Source organism: Planctomycetaceae bacterium, from assembly GCA_039680605.1.
Lineage (GTDB): Bacteria > Planctomycetota > Phycisphaerae > SM23-33 > SM23-33 > JAJFUU01.
Map to the genome: position 1 here is coordinate 149,129 of JBDKTA010000025.1, position 25,913 is coordinate 175,041.

At 66.5% G+C, this 25,913-nt stretch carries 21 protein-coding genes and 1 tRNA gene; 8 read left to right on the plus strand and 14 right to left on the minus strand.

All coding sequences use genetic code 11. The features are described 5' to 3' along the window. The 5 genes from ABFD92_08305 to plsY all read left to right on the plus strand — a co-directional run bounded on the left by ABFD92_08305 (nt 1) and on the right by plsY (nt 4,745). Complete coding sequence (locus ABFD92_08305; GenBank protein MEN6504525.1) at nt 1-873, plus strand: hypothetical protein; 873 nt, start codon at nt 1-3, stop codon at nt 871-873. 131 nt (nt 874-1,004) lie between these two features. Beyond that, nucleotides 1,005-2,120 carry a lipopolysaccharide heptosyltransferase II gene (gene waaF / locus ABFD92_08310; protein ID MEN6504526.1) on the plus strand — a complete coding sequence of 372 codons (1,116 nt, stop codon included), beginning with the start codon at nt 1,005-1,007 and terminating at the stop codon, nt 2,118-2,120. Further along, complete coding sequence (locus tag ABFD92_08315) at nt 2,117-2,938, plus strand: lipopolysaccharide kinase InaA family protein (GenBank protein ID MEN6504527.1); 822 nt, start codon at nt 2,117-2,119, stop codon at nt 2,936-2,938. The genes waaF and ABFD92_08315 overlap by 4 nt, the downstream gene beginning before the upstream one ends. Further along, entirely contained in the window at nt 2,935-4,080 is a 1,146-nt protein-coding gene (locus ABFD92_08320; protein ID MEN6504528.1) for a glycosyltransferase family 4 protein, read from the plus strand. Before ABFD92_08315 ends, ABFD92_08320 begins: the two co-directional genes overlap by 4 nt. Further along, nucleotides 4,077-4,745 (plus strand): glycerol-3-phosphate 1-O-acyltransferase PlsY, encoded by a 669-nt coding sequence (gene plsY, locus ABFD92_08325; GenBank protein MEN6504529.1) that lies wholly within the window; start codon nt 4,077-4,079, stop codon nt 4,743-4,745. Before ABFD92_08320 ends, plsY begins: the two co-directional genes overlap by 4 nt. A gap of 234 nt (nt 4,746-4,979) precedes the next feature. Here plsY and dprA read toward each other — a convergent pair whose 3' ends face one another. The 8 genes from dprA to ABFD92_08365 all read right to left on the minus strand — a co-directional run bounded on the left by dprA (nt 4,980) and on the right by ABFD92_08365 (nt 14,831). Further along, nucleotides 4,980-6,113 carry a DNA-processing protein DprA gene (gene dprA / locus ABFD92_08330; GenBank protein ID MEN6504530.1) on the minus strand — a complete coding sequence of 378 codons (1,134 nt, stop codon included), beginning with the start codon at nt 6,111-6,113 and terminating at the stop codon, nt 4,980-4,982. A gap of 480 nt (nt 6,114-6,593) precedes the next feature. Then, nucleotides 6,594-7,616 carry an AmmeMemoRadiSam system radical SAM enzyme gene (gene amrS / locus ABFD92_08335; GenBank protein ID MEN6504531.1) on the minus strand — a complete coding sequence of 341 codons (1,023 nt, stop codon included), beginning with the start codon at nt 7,614-7,616 and terminating at the stop codon, nt 6,594-6,596. 173 nt (nt 7,617-7,789) lie between these two features. Next, on the minus strand, nt 7,790-9,514 hold the full coding sequence (locus ABFD92_08340) for a BatA domain-containing protein (GenBank protein MEN6504532.1): 1,725 nt from the start codon (nt 9,512-9,514) through the stop codon (nt 7,790-7,792). 9 nt (nt 9,515-9,523) lie between these two features. Then, complete coding sequence (locus tag ABFD92_08345) at nt 9,524-10,612, minus strand: hypothetical protein (protein MEN6504533.1); 1,089 nt, start codon at nt 10,610-10,612, stop codon at nt 9,524-9,526. A 165-nt stretch (nt 10,613-10,777) separates the two neighbouring features. Continuing rightward, on the minus strand, nt 10,778-11,305 hold the full coding sequence (locus ABFD92_08350) for an LOG family protein (protein MEN6504534.1): 528 nt from the start codon (nt 11,303-11,305) through the stop codon (nt 10,778-10,780). A 4-nt stretch (nt 11,306-11,309) separates the two neighbouring features. Further along, nucleotides 11,310-13,400 (minus strand): aconitate hydratase, encoded by a 2,091-nt coding sequence (locus tag ABFD92_08355; protein MEN6504535.1) that lies wholly within the window; start codon nt 13,398-13,400, stop codon nt 11,310-11,312. A gap of 2 nt (nt 13,401-13,402) precedes the next feature. Then, nucleotides 13,403-13,912 (minus strand): methylated-DNA--[protein]-cysteine S-methyltransferase, encoded by a 510-nt coding sequence (locus ABFD92_08360; protein MEN6504536.1) that lies wholly within the window; start codon nt 13,910-13,912, stop codon nt 13,403-13,405. A gap of 166 nt (nt 13,913-14,078) precedes the next feature. After that, the gene (locus ABFD92_08365) at nt 14,079-14,831 is read right to left on the minus strand and encodes a PilZ domain-containing protein (GenBank protein MEN6504537.1); all 753 of its coding nucleotides are present in this window, start codon (nt 14,829-14,831) and stop codon (nt 14,079-14,081) included. Nucleotides 14,832-15,005: 174 nt separating this feature from the next. Between ABFD92_08365 and ABFD92_08370 the strand changes: the two genes are divergently transcribed. Then, entirely contained in the window at nt 15,006-15,320 is a 315-nt protein-coding gene (locus ABFD92_08370; protein ID MEN6504538.1) for a hypothetical protein, read from the plus strand. A gap of 53 nt (nt 15,321-15,373) precedes the next feature. Further along, the gene (locus ABFD92_08375) at nt 15,374-17,989 is read left to right on the plus strand and encodes a S41 family peptidase (GenBank protein ID MEN6504539.1); all 2,616 of its coding nucleotides are present in this window, start codon (nt 15,374-15,376) and stop codon (nt 17,987-17,989) included. Between the two features lie 326 nt (nt 17,990-18,315). On the opposite strand, the gene clpB is transcribed toward ABFD92_08375, so the two are convergent. From clpB to ABFD92_08395, 4 genes are all read right to left on the minus strand, one after another. After that, nucleotides 18,316-20,916 (minus strand): ATP-dependent chaperone ClpB, encoded by a 2,601-nt coding sequence (clpB, locus tag ABFD92_08380; GenBank protein ID MEN6504540.1) that lies wholly within the window; start codon nt 20,914-20,916, stop codon nt 18,316-18,318. 318 nt (nt 20,917-21,234) lie between these two features. Further along, nucleotides 21,235-21,399, minus strand: coding sequence for a hypothetical protein (locus ABFD92_08385; GenBank protein ID MEN6504541.1), 165 nt, complete (start codon nt 21,397-21,399; stop codon nt 21,235-21,237). Between the two features lie 216 nt (nt 21,400-21,615). Then, a complete protein-coding gene (locus tag ABFD92_08390) occupies nt 21,616-22,257 on the minus strand; it encodes a HEAT repeat domain-containing protein (protein MEN6504542.1) in 642 nt (213 codons plus the stop codon). A gap of 102 nt (nt 22,258-22,359) precedes the next feature. Next, nucleotides 22,360-22,806, minus strand: coding sequence for a HEAT repeat domain-containing protein (locus ABFD92_08395; GenBank protein MEN6504543.1), 447 nt, complete (start codon nt 22,804-22,806; stop codon nt 22,360-22,362). Here ABFD92_08395 and ABFD92_08400 point away from each other — a divergent pair. Next, nucleotides 22,763-22,849 (plus strand) — tRNA-Ser (locus ABFD92_08400). The two genes, ABFD92_08395 and ABFD92_08400, sit on opposite strands and share 44 nt — an antisense overlap. A gap of 40 nt (nt 22,850-22,889) precedes the next feature. Here ABFD92_08400 and ABFD92_08405 read toward each other — a convergent pair. Both ABFD92_08405 and ABFD92_08410 read right to left on the minus strand, forming a co-directional pair. After that, entirely contained in the window at nt 22,890-24,407 is a 1,518-nt protein-coding gene (locus tag ABFD92_08405; GenBank protein ID MEN6504544.1) for a hypothetical protein, read from the minus strand. 143 nt (nt 24,408-24,550) lie between these two features. Continuing rightward, on the minus strand, nt 24,551-25,864 hold the full coding sequence (locus ABFD92_08410) for a hypothetical protein (protein ID MEN6504545.1): 1,314 nt from the start codon (nt 25,862-25,864) through the stop codon (nt 24,551-24,553). Nucleotides 25,865-25,913: the final 49 nt, after the last annotated feature.

Here is a 25,913-nt window from a genome sequence, read left to right on the forward strand (position 1 = left end):
TTGAAGAGCCTGATAATCACAAAGCAAACTCTCTGCCGCCTCCGCGGGTGCGGGGCGTTGATGTTGCTGGCGCTGGGCGTGCTGGCGGCAGGCGGTTGCGGCGGGTCGTACAATATGGTCCTGGGCGACCAGGTCGCCGCGGCGGGCAAGGATGTGCCCGTCGTCGTGCGGCTGCGCCGGACCGATTTCATCTTCATCAACATGTCGATGGAGAAACAGCCGCTGCGGTTCCGCCTGGACAGCGGCCCCGAGCGCGTGGCCTTCACCGACAAGCAAGGCTACGCCGGCGTCAGCCTGCCCGCCCCGGCCAAGGCCGGACGCTACCTGCTCAAGGTCGACCTCAGCGACTACGAAGGCGAAGAGGTCCGCGAGCAGGCCCACGTCTACATCTGGCAAGAGTCCAAGCCCGTCCTGGCGGTGGACCTGGAGTGCCTGCCCCGCAGCGGGCAGGGCGAACATGAAGCCGCCAAGGCCGTCCTGGCGGGCTTTGCCCGAACCGGACACATTCTGTACATGACGCGCGCGGCCGTGCGCGAGCAGGAGACGGCCCACGCCCGCATCACCTCCGACGGATATCCCGACGGACCGGTGCTGCTGTGGCAGCGGCAGCGATGGCGCTTGGCTACCAGCGACAGCGGCATGCCGACCATCGAAGTCGAAGATCGCATGATCAGCCAACTCGCGACCCTCAAGACCCAGTTCCCCAAACTGCGGCGAGGCGTCTGCGGCAGCGAGGCCGCCGCCCTGAGTATAATGGAAGCCGGTCTTGACCCGGCCGTGGTCGGCAAAGACGTGCTGATCTACAACGCAACGTATTTCCCCACGTGGACCGACATGCAGACCCAGGGGCTTCACGATCCGGTCTTGCGGTAAAACGTTCCGTGCGCCCGACCGCCCGGGCAAACCCATCCATTCATCCATTCATCCATTCATTCATCCACCCATCCATCGCGTCTGCGCGTCTCGCCCGTGCATTCGGGCGTGCCGGTCGTTAGAATGTCGCCATGTCTGAAGAGTTCAATCGAATCGTCGTGTTCCTGCCCAACTGGGTCGGCGACGTAGTCATGGCCAGCCCCGTACTTGTTGCGCTGCGCCAGCGATACCCCGCGGCGCACATCGCGCACTTCGGGCGTGCGGCTGCGCTGGCGGCCGCCGACGGCGCGGTCTGGTCCGACGAGACAATCGAAGCCAGCCGCGCCGGCGGGCTGCTGGGCGTGCTGAGGTCGGCGCGTCGGCTCAGGCGAGGCCGCTTCGACATGGCGTTGCTGCTGCCCAACAGTTTTCGCTGTGCCCTGGCGGCGCGGCTGGGCCGGATCAGAACCCGCATCGGATACGCCCGCGACGGGCGGGGGTGGCTGCTCAGCCATGCGATGGAACCCTTCCGCGATGCCGACGGGCGATTCGTGCCCTTGCCCACCATCGAATACTACATCCGCCTGGCCGCCCTGGCCGGCGTGACGTCGGCGCCGCGGACCATGTCCCTGGGCGTTCGCGAGCCGGACGACCATGCGGCCGCCGAGCTGCTGGCGCAGTCCGGCGCCGACGCGGCGCGCCCGCTCGTGCTGATCAACCCCGGGGCGTCCTTCGGGCCAAGCAAGATGTGGGAGCTGGGACGTTTCGCCGCCGTGGCCGATGCGCTGATCGAACAGCGCGGCGCTCAGATCATCATCAACGCCGCTCCGGCCGAGCGGGCCATCGCGGCACAGGTGGCGCTGGCGATGCGGCACGAGCCGCTGCTGAGCTTCGCCGGGCGCGACAATTCGCTGGGCCTGCTCAAGGCTCTGGCGAAGCGCTGCGGGCTGGTCATCACCGGCGACACGGGCGTGCGCCACATCGCAGCGGCGATGGGAACCGCCGTTGTGACGCTCTTTGGCAGCACCGATCCGGTCTGGGCGCAGATCGACTACCCGCGAGAGCGCATCCTGCGCGTCGAGGTGCCCTGCTCGCCCTGCCAGCGAAAGATGTGCGACCAACCCCCCGGCCCGATCTACCACCAGTGCATGGCCGCCATCAGTCCTGCGATGGTGCTCGAGCAGGTCCTGGCCTTGCTCGACGAGGGTGCCACGCACAACTCCGTTGTGCGTGTCCCCGAGGCCTCACACCAGCAGGAGCGCCTATGATCGCCGACTCCTGCGACCATACCCTGCTTGAGGCTTTGCGAGCCCAGGGGCTCGACAGCGTCCAAGGCGCCTTCGCCTGGCAAGGCGGCAGCGACCTGAACAAGCCGCGCCTCGGACACCGCCGCCGCACGCGCGTGGAGTTGACCGGCGCCGCCGGCGAGAGCGTCACGCTCTACCTCAAACGCTACGGTCCCGAGTCGATCTGGCACGCCCTCAAGCGCGTGCTTCGCGGTCGCTCGTGCGTGGCCGTGACCGAAGCATTGAACATCTCAGCCGCCCGCGACGCCTCCGTGCCCACCATGCGGGCCCTGGCCTGGGGGCAGGAAACGGGCCTGCTGCCGCGGCGGAGTTATCTGCTCGTCTCGGCTGTGCCCGGCGATGCGATGGAACGCTGCTTCGACGGGTTTCTTGCTCGGTCGTCGCCGGAGATGGTCGAGGCTGTCACCGTCGAGCTGGCACGCGTGGTGCATCGCCTGCACGCGGCGGGGTACGTGCATCGCGACCTGTACGCGGCGCACCTGTTCCTGCACGAGAGCGACGGCGGGTGCGACGTGTACCTGATCGACCTGGCGCGGATGTTCCGCCCGCCCGCCTGGCGGATGCGGCGATGGATCGTCAAGGACCTCGCCCAACTCCAGTACTCCATGCCGGCGCCGTGGGTGCAGCAGTGGTGGCCGGTGTTCATGAACCATTACGCCCTCGGCCGCGGCGGTCGCGAGCGGACAGCCCTGGAGGCGGCGGTGGAAGCCAAAGCCCGGGGCATCCGCCGCCGGCAGCGGCGGCGCGGCGAACGAAAGGCTCGGCAGGCGCAGGCATGAAGATCGCTTTAGTTATTGAACGCATGGATGTTTTTCGCGGCGGGCGCGAGACCTCGACCGCCCAGACGGCGGCCGAGTTGGCCAAGCGCGGCCACGAAGTCACCATCCTCTGCCAGAGCGGGTCGTGGGCGCATCCGGGCGTGCAGCTCAAGACCTTCGGGCGCCGCGGACCGCTGAGCGTCTCGCTGCTGTCCAACTTTGTCGCCGACGTGCAGCGCGAGACCACGGCCGGCGCCTACGACATCGTCCACTCCACGTTGCCCGTGCCCGGCGCGAACGTGTACCAGCCGCGCGGCGGCACGGTTCCCGGACAGGCGGCCGCCAGCCGGCGGCGGCACAACGTGGTGACGGCCGCGGTGGGCGATCTGCTGCGCGAGCTGAGCCCGCTGCGCCGCCGGATGACGGACCTGGAGCGCCAGGTCGTGGCCGACCCCAAGACCCTGCTGCTGCCGGTCAGCGCGATGATCGCCGCCGAGTTCGAGCAGTACTACCACCGCACCGAGGGCGTGAAAATCGTCTACAACGCGGTGGACATTCCCGCCGCCGGCGAGCAGGAGCGCGCCGACTGGCGCCAGCGCCTGCGGTATTCGCTGGGCGTGACGTCGTCGGACGTGGTCTTTCTGAGCGTGGCCAAGAACCTGGCCCTCAAGGGCGTCGACCGGCTGATCGAGACCTTCGCCCACTGGTACCACAAGGCGTCGCCGCGAGCGGTGCGACTGGTCGTCGTCGGGCAGGAGATGCACGAGGGCTACCAGCGCCACGCGGGCCTGCGCGACGTCGGACGGCTGGTGACCTTTCTGCCCTGGACGGCAGAGGTCTCGCAGTGGTACGCCGCCGCCGACGCCTGCGTGCTGCTGAGCTGGTACGACCCGTGCAGCCGCGTCATTCTCGAGGCGGTGCGCTGGGGGCTGCCTTCGATCACGACCGCGTATAACGGGGCGGCCGAGCTGCTGGCCGGCGGGGCGGGCATCGTCGTGCCTTCGCCGCGCGACCGCGCGGGCCTCGCCGCGGCCCTGGAGGCGATGATGGACCCCCTGACCCGTCGCCGCTGCACCGAGGCCTGCTCTGCCGTCGCCGCCAGCGTCAGCATGGACCGCCACGTCAACGAGCTGCTGACCGCCTACGAGGAGGCACGCCGATGACACCCGCGGATATCGTGCAGTTGATCGCAATGGCGCTGGCGGGGTACGTGCTGGGCTCGACGCCGACGGGCGTGATCATCGCCCGCTTCAAGGGCGTCGATCTTCGCAAGAGCGGCAGCGGCAACGTCGGCGCCACCAACGTCGGGCGCGTGCTCGGGCGCCGATGGGGATACCTGTGCTTCGCGCTGGACGTCGGCAAGGGTTTTGCGGCCGCCTTCGCGGCGGTGCTCATCTGCCAGGACGGCGCCGCCGTGCCGTCAGCGGCGACGCAATTGTGCTGGCTGCTGACCGGCGCGGGGGCGGTGCTGGGGCACGTGTTCAGTTTCTGGCTGAAGTTTCGCGGCGGCAAAGGCGTGGCCACCGGACTGGGCGTGGTGCTGGGCATCTATCCCTACATGACCTTCGCCGGGCTGGCCGCATTGGGCGTGTGGGTGGTCGTGACGCTGGCCAGCCGATACGTCTCGATGGGCAGCGTGGTCGCCGCGGCCGCATTCGTCCCGCTGATGACCGGCATCGCCATGCTGCATGATTGGCCGCTAAAAGACCTGTGGCCGCTGGTGACATTCTCGACGGCGATGATCGCCCTGATCATCATCCGCCACGGCGGCAACATCGTGCGCCTGGTCCGCGGCACGGAGAACAAAATCGGGCTGAACAAACCGTAGCGGGGAACTCACCGCGGAGGTCGCGGAGAACGCAGAGAAGAAAGAGGACGGAGACGGGGACAGGGACGGGGACGGGGACGGGGAGTGCGGGATTACGCGGATTTAGGGGATTAAGAGGATTAAAACAACAACAAGAGATGGTCAGGCATGTTTTTCGCGTTCCCATCTTCAGAGCTGATGTCGCCCAGAAAGATGAAGGAAAACAACACCCTCTTCCCTCTGCGACCTCAGCGGCTAATTGGATCCCCCGCCGGCGGCTGGTCTTTTCAGGGTGAACATGTTTCCCGCCTGCTGCGTGACGGCGCTCTTGAGCACGAGCATGGTCATGGCCGCGGTTACGGCGGGGCTGGGAAGCTTGCTTTGGCGGACGAGGTCGTCCAGCGAGAGCGGGCCTTTGGACAGCAGGGCGTGCAGCGTTGATTCGGTCGGGTTCAGGTTTGGCGGTATGGTGGGGACGGGCGTTTCTTCCGGGGCCATCTTCGCGCCGACCTGGCCGAGGTGCTCGAGGATATCGTCGAGGTTCTGCACCAGGATCGCCCCGCCGCGGATCAGGTCGTTGGCGCCCTGGCTCAGCGGCGAACTGACCGGGCCGGGGATGGCGAAGACTTCGCGCCCCTGCTCGGCGGCCTCGCGGGCGGTGATGAGCGATCCGCTGCGGCGCGAGGCCTCCACCACCAGCACGCCCAGCGACATCCCGCTGATGATGCGGTTGCGCGTGGGGAAGTTGCCCGGAAGCACGGCGGTGCGCATCGGCAATTCGGTGACGATCGCGCCGTGGCCGCCGTCGACGATCTGGCGGAACAGCGGCACGTTCTCCGGCGGATACATGCCGCTGAGCCCGCAGCCCATCACCGCGACGGTGCGCCCCTGGACGCTGATGGCGCCGCGGTGCCCGGCCGTGTCGATCCCGCGCGCCCCGCCGCTGACGACGGTGAACCCCGCCCGCGCCAGGAGCTGCCCGAACCGCCCGGCCTGTTCCATGCCATAGTGCGTACACCGCCGCGAGCCAACCAGCCCGATCGCCAGCGCATCGGTTGGGTCCAGCCGCCCCAGCGCGTACAACACGGCTGGGTAGTCGTAGATGTTCTTGAGGGCGGTGGGATATTGCGGCGAGCGATCCGTGATGATGGTCGCGCCGACGCGGTCGGCCTCGGCCAATTCGCTCTCGATGTCTTCGTCGCTCACGGCGCGGATGGCGTCGGCGGTTTTAGGCCCGACGCCTTCGACTTGCTGCAGGGCGTGCGATGAGGCCGCGGCGGCATCGGCGACGCTACCGAACTTCTCGACGATCCGCCGGAAGGTGACCGAACCGACGCCGTCGGCCAGCCACAGCCTCAGATACTCTCTCACGTGTTCGTCATGAACCATAGTCACCCCGTAGCACGAGCGTCTCGCCCGTGAGTAGCACGGGCATCTTGCCCGTGTTCCTGTTTTGTGGCATGGCCGTCACGGCCATGCCTCCAAGAGCATGGGCGAGACGCCCATGCCACACAGAGGGATGCCCATGCCACGGGGGCATTTTCGCCCGGCGGGCGGGCCTCTTCAACCATGCACTGGGGTCGGGCGAAAAAATCTTGTTCGGGCGGCTTTGGGTTGCCAATGCGCCGCCCTTGCGTTATGATGCGTGGCCTGATTGAAGATTGGATCCCGTCGCGGCCATGCCGCCGGCGGATAGCGAGCCTTGTGAGAACGTATGCCCAAGCCCCGACGACGCAGAAAAATCGGTTCCAAGAAACGCCGCGAACGCCGCAATCGTCGCAAGGGCCGCTAAACGGGGGGCGCTGGTGGCACGGCCTGTCCAGGCTGTGGCTATCAGCGCTGCCACAGGCTCAAAAGCCTGTGCCACCGTCAAAGCGTCCAGACACCTTCTATTGCCTGCCCGCAATGGCCACACGTGCCATCGGCTAAGGTGATGCTGCGCACGGCGAAGCCCGCCCGCTCGATGACCACCTTGCGGCACGAGGGGCAGTGCGTGTCTTCGCCGCGATGGCCTGGAACATTGCCGCAGTAAACATACTTCAGCCCCGCGTCGTGGCCGATCTTCATGGCTGTCTCCAGCGTCTCGACGGGCGTGGCGGCCGTCGTCGTCATCTGAAAATCGCCGTGGAACCGCGAGACGTGCCAGGGCACGTGCGGACCGAGCTTTCCGCTGATATACGCGGCGATGTCGGCCAACTCCTCCGCTGAGTCGTTCATCCCCGGCACTACCAGCGTGGTGACCTCGACCCAGATGCCCGCGCCAACCAGCGCCTCGAGACCTTCCAACACCGGCGCCAGGCGGGCCTTCATAATCCGCTGGTAGGTCTCGTCGCGGAAGGCCTTGAGGTCGACGTTGATCGCGTCGAGATACGGGGCGATTTTTTCCACCGCAAGCGGCGTCAGGTACCCGTTGGAGACGAAACAGTTGCCGATCCCAGCCTCGCGGGCCAGCACGGCTGTATCGTATGCCAGCTCGAAGAACACCGTCGGCTCGGTGTACGTGTAGCTGATCGACGCACAGCCGTAGCTCTTGGCGGCCGAGACGATCTGGGCCGGCTTGGTGGCCTGGCCGCCGACGATCCCGCCCTCGCGCGGCGACTGCGAGATCTGCCAGTTCTGGCAGAACGCGCACTGGAAGTTGCACCCCGGCGCCGCCACCGAGAGGCTCTGAGAACCGGGCAGGAAGTGAAAGAGCGGCTTCTTCTCAATCGGGTCGACGTTGACGGCCACCAGCGCCCCGTAGTTGAGCGACTTGAGCATGCCCGCCACGTTCTCGCGCACGCGGCAGATGCCGTACTTGCCCGCGGCGATCACGCAGCGGTGGCCGCACAGATTGCATCGCACCTTCTGCCCGTCCAGACGCTGCCACAACATGGCATCATGCTCGGCCACGCGATCTCCCAAACAGCGAAGCCTTCTTTCGGGGTGGCATGGCGACACCAGTTTCACCGGGGTCGCCATGTTCTCTCACGCCATGTCTTCCAAGCCCCATGGCGACCTGCATGAAACAACAACGCATGTCGCCATGCCACCCGACGTTTCGGCCGCCATGGCACCCGGCCAGATCATTCCCCCAGCATGCGGTGCCTGACGAACCAGCCCGCCAGCCAGCAGACCAAAGCCGCCACCGCCGCCGGCGGCCACAACTCGCGCCGCTGCTGCGAGGCGACGGGCTCGGGCAGCGGCGCCGCACGGGCGGCAGCGACGGGGTCGCCGGCCGCCTCGGCGCTAGCGTCCAGGCCCAGCAAGCACAGGGCCTGAAGCGCCCCCGCCTCGTCGCGATAGAATCCCGGCCACAGCAGCGGGCCTTGCTCGCCCCCCCCACCGGCGAGGGCTTTCCACCGCGCGTGGGGGACATCGATGCCACTAAGGCACGCGTAGGAACCGGGCCCTTGCCCCCCGCCGCCCAGCCATCGCGTCGCGTTGGCCATGAAGACCACGAATGCCGGCGTGGCGCCGAAGTTCGTGTTGGTCGGCTCCAGCGCGAAGGCCACGTACACACGCCGCGGCTGGGCGGGGTCTTGTGGTTCGTTTCGCACGATCAACGCACTGTTATTATATGAGGCCAGCGCCACGGCGCCGGCGGCGTCGGTGTCAGACCGCCACGGCGCGGCTCGCCGCACGGCCACGGCCGCCAGCGATACGCCCGCCATGACCGCCTCGCCGGCCGCCCAAGAACCTTTGTCTAAGGCGATGTTTTCCACCGCGCCGCCGGGTCGCCACAGCGGCGGCGGCTGGGGCGGCTCGATCACCAGGGCGGGCTTGCCCGGCGGTGGCGCCAGGCGATTGGCGATGACGATATCCGCCTGCGCGGCATCGGCGACCGGCTCGAGCGATTCGTCGACGCTGACATAGCGGCGGATCAGCGGCGAATCGTCGCCGACGATCGCCACGCGCACCCGCGCGCGGCTGCGCCGTGCAAGGTACGCCGACGCTCCAGGCCCCCGTAACGGACCGGCGGCCGCGGACACCACCGCCCGCACGCCCTCCCACTGCGGGCAGACGATGATGACCCCCTGGCGTGCCGACGGGGCCAGAGTCCTGCTGACGCCGGGCACGCTGTTGCCCTGGGCGTCGCTGATATCCAGCCGGACTGTCTGCGGCGCGGCGGTCTGGTTGCGCAGAGCGACGAAGACCTGGGCTGTTTTGCCGGCCAGAGGCTCCGCGGCGACGGCGTCGATGGTGACCGGCGGTAGGTGCGCGGGAATGCGGATGATCGTGGTTTGCGGCCCGGCCGCGTCGGGCGCCGCCGAGGCAGCCCCGAGCCGGTAGACGTGCTGCGCCGCGTCGTCGGCGGCGGGCAGTTGCACCTGGTCGGCGCGGACAGCCAGCAGCGGCGTTCGGTCGATCAGGGCTCGTGCCTGGGCGCGGTCCATCCACGCCGAGGCGCCGCCGAGAACTTCCGGCAGGACGACCTGCACGCGATCATGCTCGTCAAGGCGGTCGAGCACGGCCGCGGCAGCGCGGCGAAGCGAGTCCATCGCCGCGGCGCCGCCAAGTTCAGCGGTGGGCACAACGGCCATCGCCACGTGCCGCGCGGGCGTCTGGTCCTGATAGACCGGCCGGGCCATCGCCAGCACAGCCGCGGCGGCGCCGATCAGCAGCAGCACCCAGGCGGCGCCGACGCGACGGCGGGCGCGGGCGCCGCGATTGATCGAGCGTGCCGCCTCCTGCCACAGCGTCAGGGTTGGCGCGACGATCTGCCGCCGCGCCGGGCGCAGCAGCGCCCAGACCGCCGCGGCGGCCACCGCTACCAGCGCCACCAGCGATACAGGCCAGAGAAATGTCATGGGAGAAACCTAGAAGCGGTCCATGTGCGGTTCCTCAACGACCTTTCGCAGCATGAGGAACCGCTGTCCCTTGTAATACGTCATCAAGCCCGAGATCTTGAGGTAGACAGTGTTGCCCTTGTAGGCCGAGGCCATTTTCAGCTCCGCCCGCCGCAGCATGGCGCAGGGCAGCAGGCGCAGCGGCGGCTCGAGCAGGTTGTTGTCCGAGACGAACCGCACCTGAAGCCAGCGGGCCTTGCCGGCGGGCATGACCACGGCCAACCGGTCCACCACGTACGAACCGCGCTGCGATTCAAGGACGCGCTCCGTCGGCAGCGGGGGCACCGCCTCTTCGTTGGGTCGCGGCGTCGTGGGGCGAGGCTCTTCCACCACCGGTCGCACAATCACGTCTTTGCGAAGCTCGGCGATGATCTCCTCTGCCGAGACGCCCGGCAGCGCTTCGGGGATTCCCGCCTGCGACGCCGGACCCGTTGCCGGTCGCGAGACCGCCGCGCTGGCCGGCTGCGACTGAGCCGTCGCCGGGCTCGACGCGGAGGTTGCGGCCTGCGTGGCGGCGAAGTACGCCGGGCGACTGGCGGGGACGACCGCCGGTCGCGAGGCGGCGGTGGCGGTAGCCGGCTGCGAGGACGCCTCGCGGCGAGGGGGTCTCTTGCCCGCCAGCGACGCCTTGGTCAGCAGCAGGTACGAGCGGCCTTCGTAGAGGGAGAACTCGCCGCTGACGCGGAACAGCGCCTCGTCGCGACGGGCCATCTCGCGCTCCATCTCCTCCAGCACGCCGCAGGGCAGGGCCCAACTGGCCAGACCGGCCGGACGCAATTCGTCGTCCAGGAGTTCCACCAACACCCACCCGCTGGCGGGGTCGCGCCTCAGGCGGCACAGGCGGCTTTCGAGCATCTCGCCGTCAGCGGGGAGGCTGGAGCTAACGGCCCCGGCATGGCCAGCGTCCGCTACGCCGGTGGTGACCGGAACGGGCTTTTCTTCTTCGTCGTCGGCAACCACCACAGGCGCAGGGTCGACGGCGACGGGCAGCACGCGCTGGCGGTCGGGCCGTCCCGGACCCAGCCGGGGCCTGCTTGTCGACGCAGGCGCAGCGGCCAATGCAATACACGCAGCGGCCAGCACAGTAGCAAGCACAGCCGCAGCGGCCGCACGCCGACAAAGTTGTTCTGAAACCTTACTCATTGCAGGGCCCACCGGAGAAGATTGTACCCGCCCCACGCCCGCCGGTTCAAGGACGGGTCCGCGACGTGGCGCAGCCGCGCGTCATTTTGCGGCCCCAAACAGATCGCTCATGGCATCGAGGTCGCCGCAGAGCGTGACGAATGCGGCGCACCGCGGCCGGGCGGCGGCCATCAGGTCCACCACCGGTTGCCAGAAGGTTCCCATGCACGCCAGGGGTCGCCGCGGAAGGAGCTTCTTGCACATCTGCTCCCAGACGCAGGCCAGTTCGGCCAGCGTTCCGGTGGCTCCAGGCAGGACGACGTACCCGCACGTGCCCAGTTCAATGAGCTTGCCCAGGCGGTCAGCCAGCGAGGGCGTCACGATCGCGTGCTCGATGTACGCGTTGGGGCGGCTGGACCAGACCGAGCAGGTCACGCCGATGGTCGAACCTCCCGCCTCGCGGGCGCCGCGGGCCGAAGCTTCCATGGTGCCACCGTATCCGCCGTTGGCGACGGCGAAGCCCAACTCCGCCAGGCGCCGCCCGACGCCGAAGGCCTCGCGCCAAGCGTCGCTTCCGGCGGCGGGCTCGTTCGAGCCGAAGACGCACACGACCTTTTCCGGCACGGGCATGGCGCTACAACCCGCCCTGGCGGGTGTAGTTGAGCAGTCCGCCGGCGGCGAGGATCTTCCGCTGGCGCTGGGCCAGCGTCACGCGGCAGGCGATGTCGACGTTGCGCGTGCGGTTGTGGATCGTGATGCTCTCGCCCGAGGCGATGGCCTGCTCAAGTCCGCTGACGATAAGCTTGTCGGCGGCCTCGATCGCCTCGTACGCGCCATCGGCGGCGAAGGTCAGCGGCAAGATGCCGAAGTTGACCAGGTTGGCCTGGTGGATGCGCTCGATGCTCCTGGCGATGACGATCCGCACGCCCAGGTACATCGGGCACAGCGCCGCGTGCTCGCGCGACGAACCCTGGCCGTAGCTGGCGCCGGCGACGATGATCCCGCCGAAGTTGCGTTCCTTGGCCGCCAGCGCCCGCTGGGCGAAGGTCGGCTCGGGCGGCTTGTTGAAGCAGTTGAAAACGTATTTGGCGTACTCGGGCACGTTGGAGCGGTGCTTGAGCAGCGCCCCGGCGGGCATGATGTGGTCGGTGGTGATCTTGTCGCCGACCTTGATGAGCACGACGCTTTCCATCGCGTCGCGGGGCGGCTGGCCCGACGGCGGCTTGACGATCGTCGAGCCGCGCACGACTTCTACATTCGCCGCGTCGTCCGGCGCCGCCGGCGGCACGATCATGCCGTCGTCGATGGGCAGCGCCGCGGGCGCCTGCACTGCCGGCGTGACCGCGCCGGCGACCCGGGGCAGCTCGCGCGGGTCGGTCAGGCAACCGGTAATCGCCGCGGCGACGGCTGTCTCGGGCGAGACCAGGTACACTTCGTCGTTGGTCGTGCCGGTTCGGCCGGTGAAGTTTCGGTTGAACGTTCGGACGCTGACGGAGCCTTCGGCGGGGCTGAAGCCCAACCCGATGCAGGGTCCGCACGCCGATTCGAGGATACGCGCCCCCGCGGCGATCAGTGACGCCAGCGCCCCACTCTGGGCCAGCATCGTCAGCACCTGTCGGCTGCCCGGGGCGATCCCGAGCTCGACCATCGGGTGTACGGTGCGGCCCTTGAGCAGCGTCGCGGCCATCGTCAGGTCCTGAACGCTCGAATTGGTGCATGAGCCGATCAGCACCTGCCGCACGGGTTTACCCGCCAGGGCGGCGATGGGGATGATGTTGTCGGGGCTGGGCGAGCCTGCCGCCAGCGGTTCCAGCGCGGCCAGGTCGATCACGATGCCGCCGAAGCTGACCGGGGCGATGCCCGCGGAGTCGGCCTCGTCGACGGCCACTCCCGTGCAGAAGCGGCGAATGTTTTCGATGGTAGCCGCGTCGCGCTCCAGGTGCAGGTGCTTCTCGATGCGGTCGTACTTGGCGCCGTCATCGGCGGCCAGCGGGGTGTAATGTTCGCCGCGCCCCTGGGCGGCGAGGAACTGTCGCGTCAGGTCGTCGGAGGGAAAAACGCTGGTCGTCACGCCCAACTCGGCGCCCATATTGGTGCAGGTGGCCCGCGCGGGGACCGGCAGCGAGGCGACGCCCTCGCCGAAATACTCGACCACGCAGTTCACGTTGCCGCGCGTCGTCAGGATGCTCAGCAGGCGCAGGATGATGTCCTTGGCGGCGACCCAGGGCGGCAGCTTGCCCCGCAGTTCCACGCCGATCACGCGCGGGCACGGCGTGTAGAACGCCCCGCCGCCCATCGCCACGGCCACGTCCAGCCCGCCGGCGCCGATGGCGAGCATGCCCAGCCCCCCGCCTGTGGGCGTGTGGCTGTCGCTGCCCAGCAGCGTCTTGCCGGGGCGCCCGAACCGCTCGAGGTGTACCTGGTGGCAGATGCCGTTGCCCGGACGCGAAAAGTACGCCCCGACCTTGGCGGCGATCGACTGCAGGTACAGATGGTCGTTGTGGTTCTCGGGCCCGAACTGGGCCATGTTGTGATCGACGTAGCTGACCGCCAGCTCCGCTCGCACGCGGGGGATGTCCATCGCCTCAAGCAGCAGGAAGGCGGTCGTCCCGGTGGCGTCCTGGGTGAGCGTCTGGTCGATGCGCAGACCGATCTCGGCCCCGGCCGTCAACTTGCCGGTCACGAGATGGTCCTGGAGAATTTTTGCAGTCAGCGTCCTTGGCACGATCAACTCCTGTGTCCTTCAAGTTCCAGCATCCGCCGTTTGAGCGGTACGCCGCCGGCGGCGGAGAACCCGCCGCACGATCCATCGCTGCAGATCACGCGGTGGCACGGCACCACCAGCGGTACGGGATTGGCCGCCAGGGCCCCGGCGACGGCGCGGGCGGCATTGGGATTGCCCACGTGCCGGGCCAGAGCGGCATAGCTTTCGGTGCGTCCGTATCCGATGCTACGGCAGGCGTCGAGCACGGTTTGGCGAAATGCACCTGTGGCGAGCTGACAGGCGACCGGGGAGAAATCCACCGCCGCGCCGTCAAAGTAGGCCCCCGTCAGTTCGATGAGCGTCTTGAAAGGCCTGGCGTCCTCGCGCGCCTCGACGGTGCCGGCCAGCAGCGCGCGGCGCACCTTATCGGGCGTGTCGTGAGGCAGAATGATCCGCACGATGCCCGTGTGCGCCAGAGCCCCCATGGTTCCCCAGGGCGTGTTCCAGGTTGCATAGTACAGCGTCTGTGACATGCCGCGATTTTAGACGCCCACCGCGCCGCAGGCAAGGGCAGCGAACCGCGAACAAGACAGGACGAAGAATCGCAACGTTAGCGGCGGGGCTTGCCCCGCGCGGTTTCAGGATCGGGGAAACAACCGCGTCGAGCAAGCTCGACCGCTGACAAAACAAGACTGCAGACTATCTCGCCGATTCACGCTCGAACTGGGTGACCCAGCGCGTGATCTCGCGCAGGGCGGCACAGCCCTGTTCGGTCTGCTCAAGACCAACGAACTGGAAGCCCAGCAGCACGCCCTGGCCCAGCGGCTCCTCGTGTCGGAACTGGGCCTCGATGCCCACGCCGGCGGCGCCGAGTCCGAACAATAGATGCATGCCGACCGGTTCGCCCGATTCGAAGTATCCGGACACTTCCTTGCCACAGGCCACTTGGACGCCGCCGGCGCTGAGATTGTCGGCCCGGCCGGACCAGACCGGCGTGTCGCCGCTGCCGCTGGTGGGTTCGGACTCGACGCCGCCGGCCCAGAACGAGACTCGCACGATGCGGCCTTCGGGCACGCTCACGCGCGAGTACGCTCGGCGCTGGAGGCACTGGACGGCCACCGGCACAGTCAGCCGCAGCACGGGCACGTCCGAACCGCTTTCGTCAGGGCAGGAGCCCGCCCCGGCGATGGTGGTCATGAAGATGTGCTTGTGGTGCTTGTACTTGAAGTTGACGCCCACGCTCTGGGCCGACTGAAGGGCCGGGCACGGTCCGCTGTCGCTGCGGGGAATCTCGACCAGCAGGTATCCACTGTCGAGCCCGACGCAGCGGCTGTGCAGATTCTGCCAACTGCGGCCGTTATGCACGGTCACCGTCAGGGGAATGTGCCGTTCGACGGCGCCGGCAAGGGTCTGGCCGATCGCGCTACCGGTGAGACATTTCATGGCGGACATAATGCACCTGCTCCAGTCAATACATAACGATCCCATAGGCATGTCGGTTATCCAGGAGGCTCACTTGAACAAGGATGCTTTCATCTGTGGGTTAAGCTGTTGAACTGACCGCCCCGGCTACCGTATGATAAATAGCATGCTGGCTTTATCCTGCCGGCATATCGAGAGGCCAGCATGATCCAATGCAAAGACTGCGAGTTCTTCCTCCGCGACGAAAGCGGCCAGGTGCGGTTCACCTGCGACCCTTTTAACAACATCAAGGAAAGCGAGTGCCTGACCAAGTGGCAGTTGATCAAGATCAACCAGATGGTCGCCAGCTACCAGGCCACGCTCGACTACTACAGCAAGCTTGCCCCGATGCAGGAGAAGATGTTCAAGGTTGTCCAGCGCGAGATCGACGATCTCAGCGAGGCGGACAATTGGAAGACGCCGGAGGATGACGAAGAATCGCCCGCTGACGAAGATTCCGATTGGCATCCGACCCGCTAAACCCGTGCGTGCCTTCCCATGAAACGAGGGGTTAACTGTTCAGGAGAATGACTTTGACCGCTAAATTGCACCGTCTGACTGTACTGGCCGCCTTGGCACTGATTCTGGCTCTATGGCCCATCGCCGCGGCGCAGAACGCTCCCGCCCCGGCAGCGACCCAACCGGCCGCCACCGCCGCCGCAGCAGCGCCGAACGTCTCGTACGGCGGATTGCTTGATATCGCCGTCGCGGGCGATTTCGGAAAAGCCTACGCCGCCTTTCAACGCCTGCCCTCGGCCGGTCCAGACCGACAGGCGGCGCTGGCGCTGTTGGGAAGGCAGGTCGAGCGATCGACGGCCAACGCCCGCGAGCGCGAGGGCGAGCTCGACGACGCCGTCGCCCGCGTGAAGCAGGCGATGCTCGCACAGGAACACCAGGAACCGCTCAAGAAGAGCGGCCTCTTCGACCGCCTGCGCGACGCGGTGGGCAAGCTCGTGCTCGCTTACGGCGAGGTGGGCAACGGCGACGACCTGCCGCTGATCAACGCCGAGGCCGCCGCCCTGCGCCGCACCAAGACGCTCGAATCCCTGGACAAGCTCCCGCCGCTGATCGAGTCCGTCAAGGGCCTCGTCGCCGCCCAGAACGACCCCTACGCCGCATCGGTGCGCGAGATGATCGCCCGCACGGTGGCTCGCCTGCAGGACGTGCGCCAGGCATGGCAGGGGGCTGACTTGAAAACCCCCTCCGCCCGCGTCGACGCCAGCGGCGTGCTGTGGGAAAAGCAGACCGATCTGGCCCTGAGCATCACCGACATCCAGGGCATGGTCGTCCTGAAGCCCTGGCACATGGCCCTGGCGCAAGCTCGCCTGGCGCAGGAACTGGCCGGGCAGGATCATTCGTATAGCGAGCAGGACTGGTACAAGACGCTCATCGCCGCCACGCTCGCCCGGGCGGACAAGGCCGCCGCCGACGCCCGCTGGTTCGAGGCGCTGACGGCATACAGCGCGCTGGAGGAACTGGCCAAGGACCTCGACGCCCAGCGGGAGCAGTTCTACGCCGACAAGGCCAAGCTTGCCCGCCAGCACGTGCGCGTGCTGAGGCTATACGGCGACGCCGGGGAGCTGACCGCCGAGGAGGACGCCGTCCTCAACCCCGGCGCCACGACCCGCCCGGCCAGCGCCAAGGCCGAAGATTCGCAGACCTCCTGGCGCGACATGACCAGCGGGATCGACGCCAACATGGTCAAGCGTGCCATCGAGCGCCTCAACGATTCGTACGTCACGACGGTCGATTACCGCAAGGTCATCCAGGGCAGCCTGCAGGCCGTTCGGGTGCTGGCCACGACGCCCCAGGCGCAGAAGTCGTTTCCGTTGCTGAGCGAGGCGGCGCAGCGCGACAAGTTTGTTTCGGCGATCGACGCCCAGCTCAAGATCGCCCAGACGCGCGACAACCTCGACCAGCTCGACCTGACGCTCGCAATGGACAGCGTGCTGCGGGCGTCGGAGACTTCCGTGCGGATCCCCACCAGCGTGCTGGCGATGGAGTTCGCCGACGGGCTGCTGGACGAGTTGGACCGCTTCAGCTCGATGATCTGGCCGTATGACGTGTCGGACTTCCTCAAGCAGACCATGGGCGAGTTCTTCGGCGTGGGCGTGCAGATCACCAAGGAGCCCGGAGAGCCCCTGGAGGTGGTGACCCCCCTGCCCGATTCGCCGGGCTTCCGCGCCGGGCTCAAGGTCGGCGACAAAATTCTCAAAGTCGACGGTCGGGCGACCGAAGACCTCAGCGTCGATAAACTCGTTCGCATGATCACCGGCAAGAAGGGCAGCACGGTCGTGCTGACGATCACGCGGGCGGGCATGGTCAAGCCCATTGACGTGCCCATCGTTCGCGACGAAATCCACATCCGCACCGTCAAGGGATGGCGCATGGCCAACGACGGCAAGTGGGATTTCTGGCTCGACGAACCCAACAAGATCGGCTACATCCGTCTGACGCAGTTCACTGACACGTCGCACTCCGACATGCTCGAGGCGATCAAGGAACTGCGCGCCGGCGGGCTCAAATCGCTGATCCTGGACCTGCGGTTCGACCCCGGCGGACTGCTCAACGAGGCCACCAAGATCGTCGACGAGTTCGTCAGCAGCGGACGCATCGTCTCAACGCGCGGACGCCAGGTGCCCGAGAGCCCCCGCAACGCCCATCGCAGCGGGCAGTTCCTCAGCGGCGACCTGGTCGTGCTGATCAACGAGCAAAGCGCCTCGGCCTCCGAGATCGTCTCCGGCGCCCTCAAGGACCTTCGCCGGGCGACCATCGTCGGCCGCCGCAGCTACGGCAAAGGCAGCGTGCAGAACATCATCCCCCTGGAAGACAAGAAGGCCTTCCTCAAGCTCACCACGGCGTACTACTATCTTCCCTCAGGACGGCTGCTGCACCGCAAGAACGGCAGCACCGAGTGGGGCGTGGACCCGGATGTGGTTGTCGGCGTGACGCCTCGCCAGATGAAACGTTGGCAGGACATCCGCCGCAAGACAGACCTGCTGATGGACATCGATCCTGCCGCCCTCACCGACGCGCTCAAGAAACAGTACGAAGCCGACATCCAGCTCAATTCGGCCGTCACGCTCCTGCGCCTCAAAGCCCTGCGCGACGCCCTTCCGGGAAATAAAGCCATCGCCGACGTAAAGTAGGCCCCACGGCACGGGCGTCTCGCCCGAGAGTAGCACGGGCATCTTGCCCGTGAGTAGCATGGGCGTCCCGCCCATGCTCTTGCCGTGTGGCATGGGCGTCTCGCCCATGCTCCCGCTGTGTGGCATGGGCGTCTCGCCCATGCTCCCCGATCTCTGAGATCAGGGACACGCACAACGGAGTTGTGCGTGGCACCCTTCTCACCTGTGCTCTTGCTGCTTCCCCATGGCGACCCGCTTCGCGTGTTGCCATGCCACTCCTCTTCTTTTCTCTTTTGGTTCTTGTTTCTTGCTTCGTATTTGTCGTTTCGAATTTCGAATTTATTGTTTCACACCGCCACCGCTTTTCCGCTGGTGAAGGTGAAGGTCTTGCCTGAAGCATCGACGCTGACGTGTTCGCCGGGCTTGATCTTGCCTTCGAGGATGCGCGACGCCAGGGGATTCTCGATCTTCTGCTGAATCAGCCGCTTCAGCGGACGGGCGCCGAAACTGGGGTCGAAGCCCAGTTCGCCCAGCAGGTCCTTGGCGGCGGCCGTCAGCTCGATGGTGATGTTGCGGTCGGCCAGGCGGTCTTCGAGCAGGCGCACCTGGATGTCGACCACCGCCCGCAGGTTCTCCTTGCTCAGGGTGTGGAAAACGACCGTCTCGTCGATGCGGTTGAGAAACTCCGGGCGGAATCGCGCCCGCAGCGCCTCGTTCAGCCGCGCGTCGATCTCCCACTGCTCGGCGTGCTTGTCGGCCAGGTCCTGCACGACGGCCGAGGCGATGTTGCTGGTCATGACGATGATGGTGTTCTTGAAATCCACCGTCCGCCCGTGTCCGTCGGTCAGCCGCCCGTCGTCGAGCACCTGCAGCAGCACGTTGAAGACGTCGCTGTGGGCCTTCTCGATCTCGTCGAAGAGCACCACGCAATACGGTTTGCGGCGGACGGCTTCGGTCAAGCGGCCGCCCTCCTCATAGCCGACATATCCGGGCGGGGCGCCGATCAGGCGCGCCACCGAATGCTGCTCCATGAACTCGCTCATGTCGATGCGGACCATGGCGTCTTCGCTGTCGAAGAGATGCTCGGCCAGGGCCTTGCACAGTTCGGTCTTGCCCACGCCGGTAGGCCCCATGAACAGGAAGCTGCCGATGGGCCGGCGCGGGTCGCCCAGGCCGGCGCGGTTTCGCCGCACGGCGTCGGCGACGGCGCGCAGGGCCTCGTCCTGCCCCACCACGCGCACGCGCAGGGCGTCTTCCATGTGCAGCAGGCGCTCGCGCTGCGACTCCATGAGCTTGGCGACGGGAATGCCTGTCCACTTGGCCACGACCTCGGCGATGTGCTCAGGGGTGACTTCCTCGCTGGTCAGTCCGCCGGCGGCCTGCAGGGCGGCGAGCTTCTCCTCGGCGTCCTTGACCTGCTTCTGCATGTCTCGCAGGTCGCCGTACTGGATTCGGGCGGCCCGCTCGAGTTCGCCGCTGCGCTGGGCCTGTTCAAGCTCGGTCTGCTTGGCCTCGATCTGTACCTTGAGGGTCTTGATGGCGTTGAGGGCGTCGCGCTCGTTCTGCCATCGGGCCTGGAGCTGCCCGAATTGCTCCTGCATTTGGGCCAACTGTCGCTCGAGTTCCTCAAGGCGCTGCTTGCTGGCCTCGTCGGTCTCCTTGCGCAGGGCCTCGCGCTCGATCTGCATCTGCATGATGCGGCGGCGCATCTCGTCCATCTCTGCCGGCATCGAATCGTTCTCGATGCGCAGGCGGCTGGCCGCTTCGTCAATCAGGTCGATCGCCTTGTCGGGCAGGAAGCGGTCGGAGATGTAGCGGTGGCTCATGACGGCCGCCGCCACCAGCGCCGCGTCCTGGATCCGCACACCATGGTGGGCGTCGTATCGGGCCTTGAGCCCGCGCAGGATGGCGATGGTGTCCTCGACCGAGGGCTCGTCGACGACCACCGGCTGAAACCGCCGTTCGAGGGCGGCGTCTTTCTCAACGTGCTTGCGGTACTCGTCGAGCGTGGTGGCGCCGATACAGCGCAGTTCGCCGCGGGCCAGTGCGGGCTTGATGAGGTTGCCCGCCGAGATGGCGCCCTCGGCCGCCCCCGCGCCGACGACCGTGTGCAGTTCGTCGATGAACAGGATGATCCGCCCGTCGGAGCCGGTGACTTCCTTCAGGACCGCTTTGAGGCGGTCTTCGAACTCGCCGCGATACTTCGCCCCGGCCAGCAGCGCCCCCATGTCGAGGGCGACGATGGTCTTTCCTTCGAGCACGCTGGGCACGTCGCCGTTGACGATGCGCTGGGCGAGCCCCTCGACGATGGCCGTCTTGCCCACGCCGGGCAGACCGATCAGCACGGGGTTGTTCTTGGTACGGCGCGTGAGCACCTGCATGCAGCGGCGGATCTCGTCGTCGCGCCCGATCACCGGGTCCAGCTTTCCGCTGCGGGCGATATCGCACAGGTCGCGCCCGTAGCGCTGCAGGGCCTGGTACTTGTCCTCGGGACTGGCGTCGGTGACGCGCTGGCTGCCGCGGATGTCCTTCATGGCCGCCAGGATCGACGCGCGATCGGCCCCGAGAGTCTTGAGCACGTCGCGCGCGGGCGAGGGTTCCTCGAACAGCGCCAGCAGCAGGTGCTCGACGGAGGTGTATTCATCTTTGAGACTCGCCGCTTCTCGCTGGGCGCGCGTGAGGACGGCGTTGGTGGCCGAGTCGATGCCCATCCCCGCGGCGCCGCTCTGGCTGGGCATGCGCTTGAGCTCACTGTCGACGATCGAGGCGACGCGGTCCTGCGGAATGCCGATCTTCTCCAGCAGCGGCCCGGTCAGCCCGCCCTCCTGCTCCAGCAGCGCCTTGAGCAGGTGCAGTGGCGTGATGTTGGCGTGCCCGGCCTCGGACGCGACGCCCTGGGCGCCCGCCAATGCTTCCTGTGCCTTAACCGTTAATTTGTCCAGTCGCATGAATGCACCCCTTCCTCATGAAGGGTATGCAAACTGCGTACCGGATGCAAATGCCAGCCGCCAGGGCCCTGCCTCAGTCATGGGAAAAGTCGCGGCAGAGGCACCAAGTATTTATCAAAGCCGTTGTCTGGCTTTGATGAATACTTGCGCTGGGCGGGGGTACATGGCCCCAAATGAAGAAGTAATTCACACAACGAATTACTTCTTCATTTAGTGCCTCCGCCGCGACTTTTCCCACCCTGGCGTCCTGCCAATTCCACCGCGCCCACCGGCGGCGTTGCCATTACGGCAGTCGCCGCCGACCGCCCGTGAGCCCACTCAGGGATGGATGTCCCGAGTCATGCTCTCCACCTGGCGAACGCGCGTGGTGGCCGACGACCAGTCGGCACAGGCCGCCTTCGCCATGATGGTGTAGCCAAAGCCCACCAGGGCAGCCGCAAGAATCAACGCCGCCACGATCCGCTTGAAGCAAATACTAAACACGTTGTTCCCTCCTCCGGGGCTCGGGGCCCCATAGGGTTTCGCTCCGAAGGGAACATACGATTCATGCGCCTCACGCGGCAACAGGGTCCGCCGCAACCGGCAAGAAATGTGCTCGGCAGATGATGCAAGCTTCGGGCTTCGGGCTCCAGACCTCGGACTTCGGACTTCCGGCGCAAGCGCCCGAGGCCCGAGGCCTGAAGACCGAAGCCTTCTTTCTCAGCGTTTATTGTGTACTTCGTGGTAGCGCGTGATGGTCTTGCCGTAGATATTCCAGTATGACGTGTAGTATTTCTGCTGGTGCTTGGCCGCCTCGGCGGGCGACTCGTATCCCGGCTCGACGCCGCAGATCCGAACAACGGCCCACTTGGCCTGCTGCTGAACCAGCGGGTCTTTGTCGCTGAGGGAATCGACCAGCTCGGGAACCTTTTTGCAGGCGTAAACTTGCCCCAAGGCGGTAGCGGCCGCAGCCCGAACCTGCGGCGCCGGGTCGTTTTTGAGCAAGTCCGCCAGTTCGTCGATGTGCTTTCGCCGCGTCACGATCGGCAGGGTCAGCACCGCCACCTCGCGCACCTTCCAGTCCGGGGCCTGGGTCGCCTCGTGCAGCGGTTTGGCCGCCTCGGGGCCGCCCACCTGACTGATGGCCCACAACGCGCGGCGCGCCTTTTCGGGCGGCGCTGACTTGACGATCTCTGCCAGGGCGGGAATATTGGCCGATTCACGAAGGGAGTCTATCTCGTCGCCACTGCCGCCGCCGGCGAAAATGAACACGAGCACCCCTGCCACGATCACCGCCGCCAGCAACAGCCAGAACCTCCGCTGGGCGATCAACTCAGAAACCCCCCAGCGTAGTTCAATCATGATACAACCAATCCCAATCGGGGTTAATCATGTCGCAACGGCCACAGCGCCGCCGCATATGAATAGTATCGTCCCAACGGCCGTCGGCAAACACTTTTCTCTTCACTCGAAGGACTTGTCTTGCTGCTCGTGATAGCGTCTTACTGTTTTGCCATAAACCCTCCAGTGTGATTCATAGTACTTTTTTTCCTGAGCACGACGGTCGGTGCCCTCAAAGCCTGCCTCAACGCCACAGATCCTGATCGTCGCGCGACGAGCCGCTGCATACACAGCCTCCTCCCTGTCGTCGAGAGACTCCAGAAGCACCGGAACGGCCCCGCAGGCATAAGACTGCCCCAGCGCAGTCGCGGCGGCCGCTCGTACCCGCGGCGACGGGTCTTTCTTAAGCATGTCGGCGATCGCTTGCCAGTGCTTGCGGCGCGCCGGGAGGAAATCCCTCTCGGCGGCGGGAACGCGGTTGTCAGCGGGGCGGCGCGGGGATACAATGCTCCGACTTGCGATTGCAGGAGAGGTGACAGAGCGGCTGATCGTGCTGGTTTCGAAAACCAGTGTGCCCGCGAGGGCACCGCGGGTTCGAATCCCGCCCTCTCCGGTTGAATGTAGGGCGTGAGGCCTTTACGGGTCTTCACGCCCTACTGTCGTATCTCCAGGCGCGGGGCGTTGGGGTTGGTCTTGGGCTCGTAGGCGCCGGCCTGATATTCCTTCGTCGTCAGCGGATAGCGAGTCCAGTTGCCGCCCAGACCGCTGGCCGAAAGACGCAGACCGCAGTTGGGCGCCCCGGACAGCCACGCCTTGACGATCTCCGTCACGTCGACGGCGACAGGTCCGGCCTTGCGGTCGTCGGCGACTGCTTCGCCCCCCGCGACGATCGGCGTCTCGTACGGTTTGGCCGCATCGAGGGGTTGAGCCAGGCGGCTGACGACCAGCGGACTGCCGGCAAATGGGGCCAGGCCGGTTTCGTTCAGGTGCAGGTACAGCACGGCCGAGTGCAGCGGCTTGGAGCGGTCGATCTTCGACAGGTCGAACTGCAGGAATCCTCGGATGAAGTGATGATGCTGCGTGCCGACGGAGGTGGCCAGTCGACCTATGCAGCGATCGGCCGGGCGGAAGTTCGATGCGTCGGCGATGCGGCAGTGGCTCGCGGCCAGCGTGGTGATCGTCGCGCCGGCCGCGGCGGCGGGCACGGGCGGAATGTTGGGCATCTTCGGTCGATCGAGCGCGGCCAGCGGGTCCGGGTTTCGCGGGACGGACATGGTCTTTTCGCCGATGGCCTTGAGCTGGGCGAGGAACTTGGGATTGATCAGCCCGGTTCGCATCGGCGGGGTGTCCCAGGTGGTGACGCCGCCGTTGGCGGCGATGGCGGCGGTCATGGCGGCGGCCTCGGCGTCGGAGAAGCGCGGGTAGTTGTCGCCTCGCGTCTCGACCTCTTTCCAGTTCGTACACCACGACAGCGCCAGGTGCGAGAGCATGTGCCACTGCACGCCTTCGATGAAGCGCCCATAGCATTTGCCCTCGCGCGCGGGGCGCGTGTTGCCCGCGGCGAAGTCCTCGTATGGGCTGTTGCGCTGCTGGCGTTTGGGCCCGGCGAAGGCGAGGATCGCGTCGGGGTTGCCCGCGCGGGCGGCCGCGGCGATGGCCTTCTGGCGGTCCTCCTGGAACATCGAATTGTTATCGAGCCACCAGCCGCTGACCTTATTGCCGTACCGCAGCGACAGCTCCCGGATGACCTTCTCGCTGCGTTGCCAGCCGTCGCCGCCCATACCGGTGGGATAGTACAGCATCAGGCGGATGTTCTTTTTCGCCAGCGAATCGGCCAGCCGCGGGATCAGGTCCACGGCGGGGAGCTTGCCCCCCTCATCCTGCGCGTTGGGGCACAGCGGGAACCCATAATGCGTAGCCGTGATGACGAGATACCCCGCCTTGACATCGGCGAGTTGCTGGGCAAGCCCGTCGGTGTCGAACTCCCGCAGCGTCTTGTTCCAAAGTTCGCGATCTTCGATCTTGAGCCAGGTGGCAACAAAATGATACATGACGCCCCATCGCGCCTCATGGAACCAGTCGGTGCGATGTTTCGCCGGCAGATCGGCCGCCGCACAAATCGGTGTGATCGCCAGGATGACTGCGGCAAGAAAAACCTTTTTGTTCGTCATATTCGTTCCTTCATTGGGTGCCATGGCGATCTTTGTGGCATGGGCGTCTCGCCCATGCTCTTGCTTTGTGGCATGGGCGTCTCGCCCATGCTCCCCGACCCTGAGGTCAGGGACACGCCCAACGGCGTTGTGCGGGGCACCCATTACTTCATCGTCAGCTTGATCAGGCGTCCGTCGGCCGGGCGCAGGGTCAGCTTCACTTCTCGCTGGAACTTCCTGGCCTCTTCACCGGCGGCGGGGACGAGTTCGGCGCTCTGAACGGATGGGCCGAACGTCAGGCTCACCTCGCGGGGCTTGAGGGCATCCTCGCCCTTGAGAATCGCCGTCCGCGCGTCGATGAGCATCACGTAGTGCGGGGTGTTGGCGCCGCTCTTGAAGTCGGCCTCCTTCACCAGCACGCCGGCCATCAGGGCTTCGTCCATCTTCTCGATGAGCTTGCCCTCGCCGGCGATCAAGGCGCTCTTGATGATCTTGGCCTTGGTGTTGCCCGGTGCGTCGGGCTGGGAGTGGAACACGCCGATGCTGCGGTGCCCCAGCACGCGCGGGCCGATCACGTCGGCGACAAGCTTATTGACGTCGCGTGCGGCCGCATAGCTCGACCCGTTCGTCTGCCAGATCTCGCGGGCGGTCGAATAGCCGAAGTACACCACACCCTGGGCGCCGTAGGCAATCGGCGCCAGCACCATGAAGCGGATCTCCGACGCCCCGTGCAGGCTGCCTTGTGACTCGCCCTGGCCTTTAGAAATTGTGGCCGCCGGGAGCATCGGCCAGAACGCCATGTTGGCTTCGTTGGCCATCCGCCGCCCCGCCTCCATCCAGTCGCAGTAGTCGTTTCGCTTGTCGTGCGGCCAACCCTTGTTGTCGTAGCCGAACCCGTCGTGCTTCATGCGCCCGAAGGTCTCCAGGCTCAGGATCGCCACGCCGGCCTTGGCCTGGCCCGTCAGGTCGCTGCAATGGGCAATCCACGGGAAGTGCCCGCTCTTGAGGTCGTCGACGGCCTTGGCCTCGGCCGCCAGGCGCGAGGGCATGGCCTTGCCGTACTTGGCGCCGACCTGGTAGCCGACGACCGTCTCGCTGGCGGCGTACTTCTTTGCCGCGTCGGCCACGCTCGAACCCTGCTCGATCGGGTGCGTGCGTTTGGTGCCATGCACGTCACGTTCCTTGAGCGTGTCGGAGACCATAAGGCTGACGATCTGCTTGACCTTGGTCTTCTCGTAGAACGGCAGCATGTAGCCGGTCTCGATGGCGATGTTGAAGTTGGCGGCCTCAAGATTCTTTGCATAATCGAGCGTGTAGTCGGTGCCGGGATAATTGTGGAAGCAGAACGCCGCGATGCCGAAGGCCTTGAACTTGTAAGGCTTCATGCACTCCAGCGGTTGATTGAGTTCCTCCTCCGCCGCCCAGGCCGGAGCGGTCACAGCCAAAATCAGGGCACAGGTCCACATCAACTTCTTCATGACATTCCTTTCGATTGTGCAGCCGGTAGTGTAACCCTTTCCGGGATGG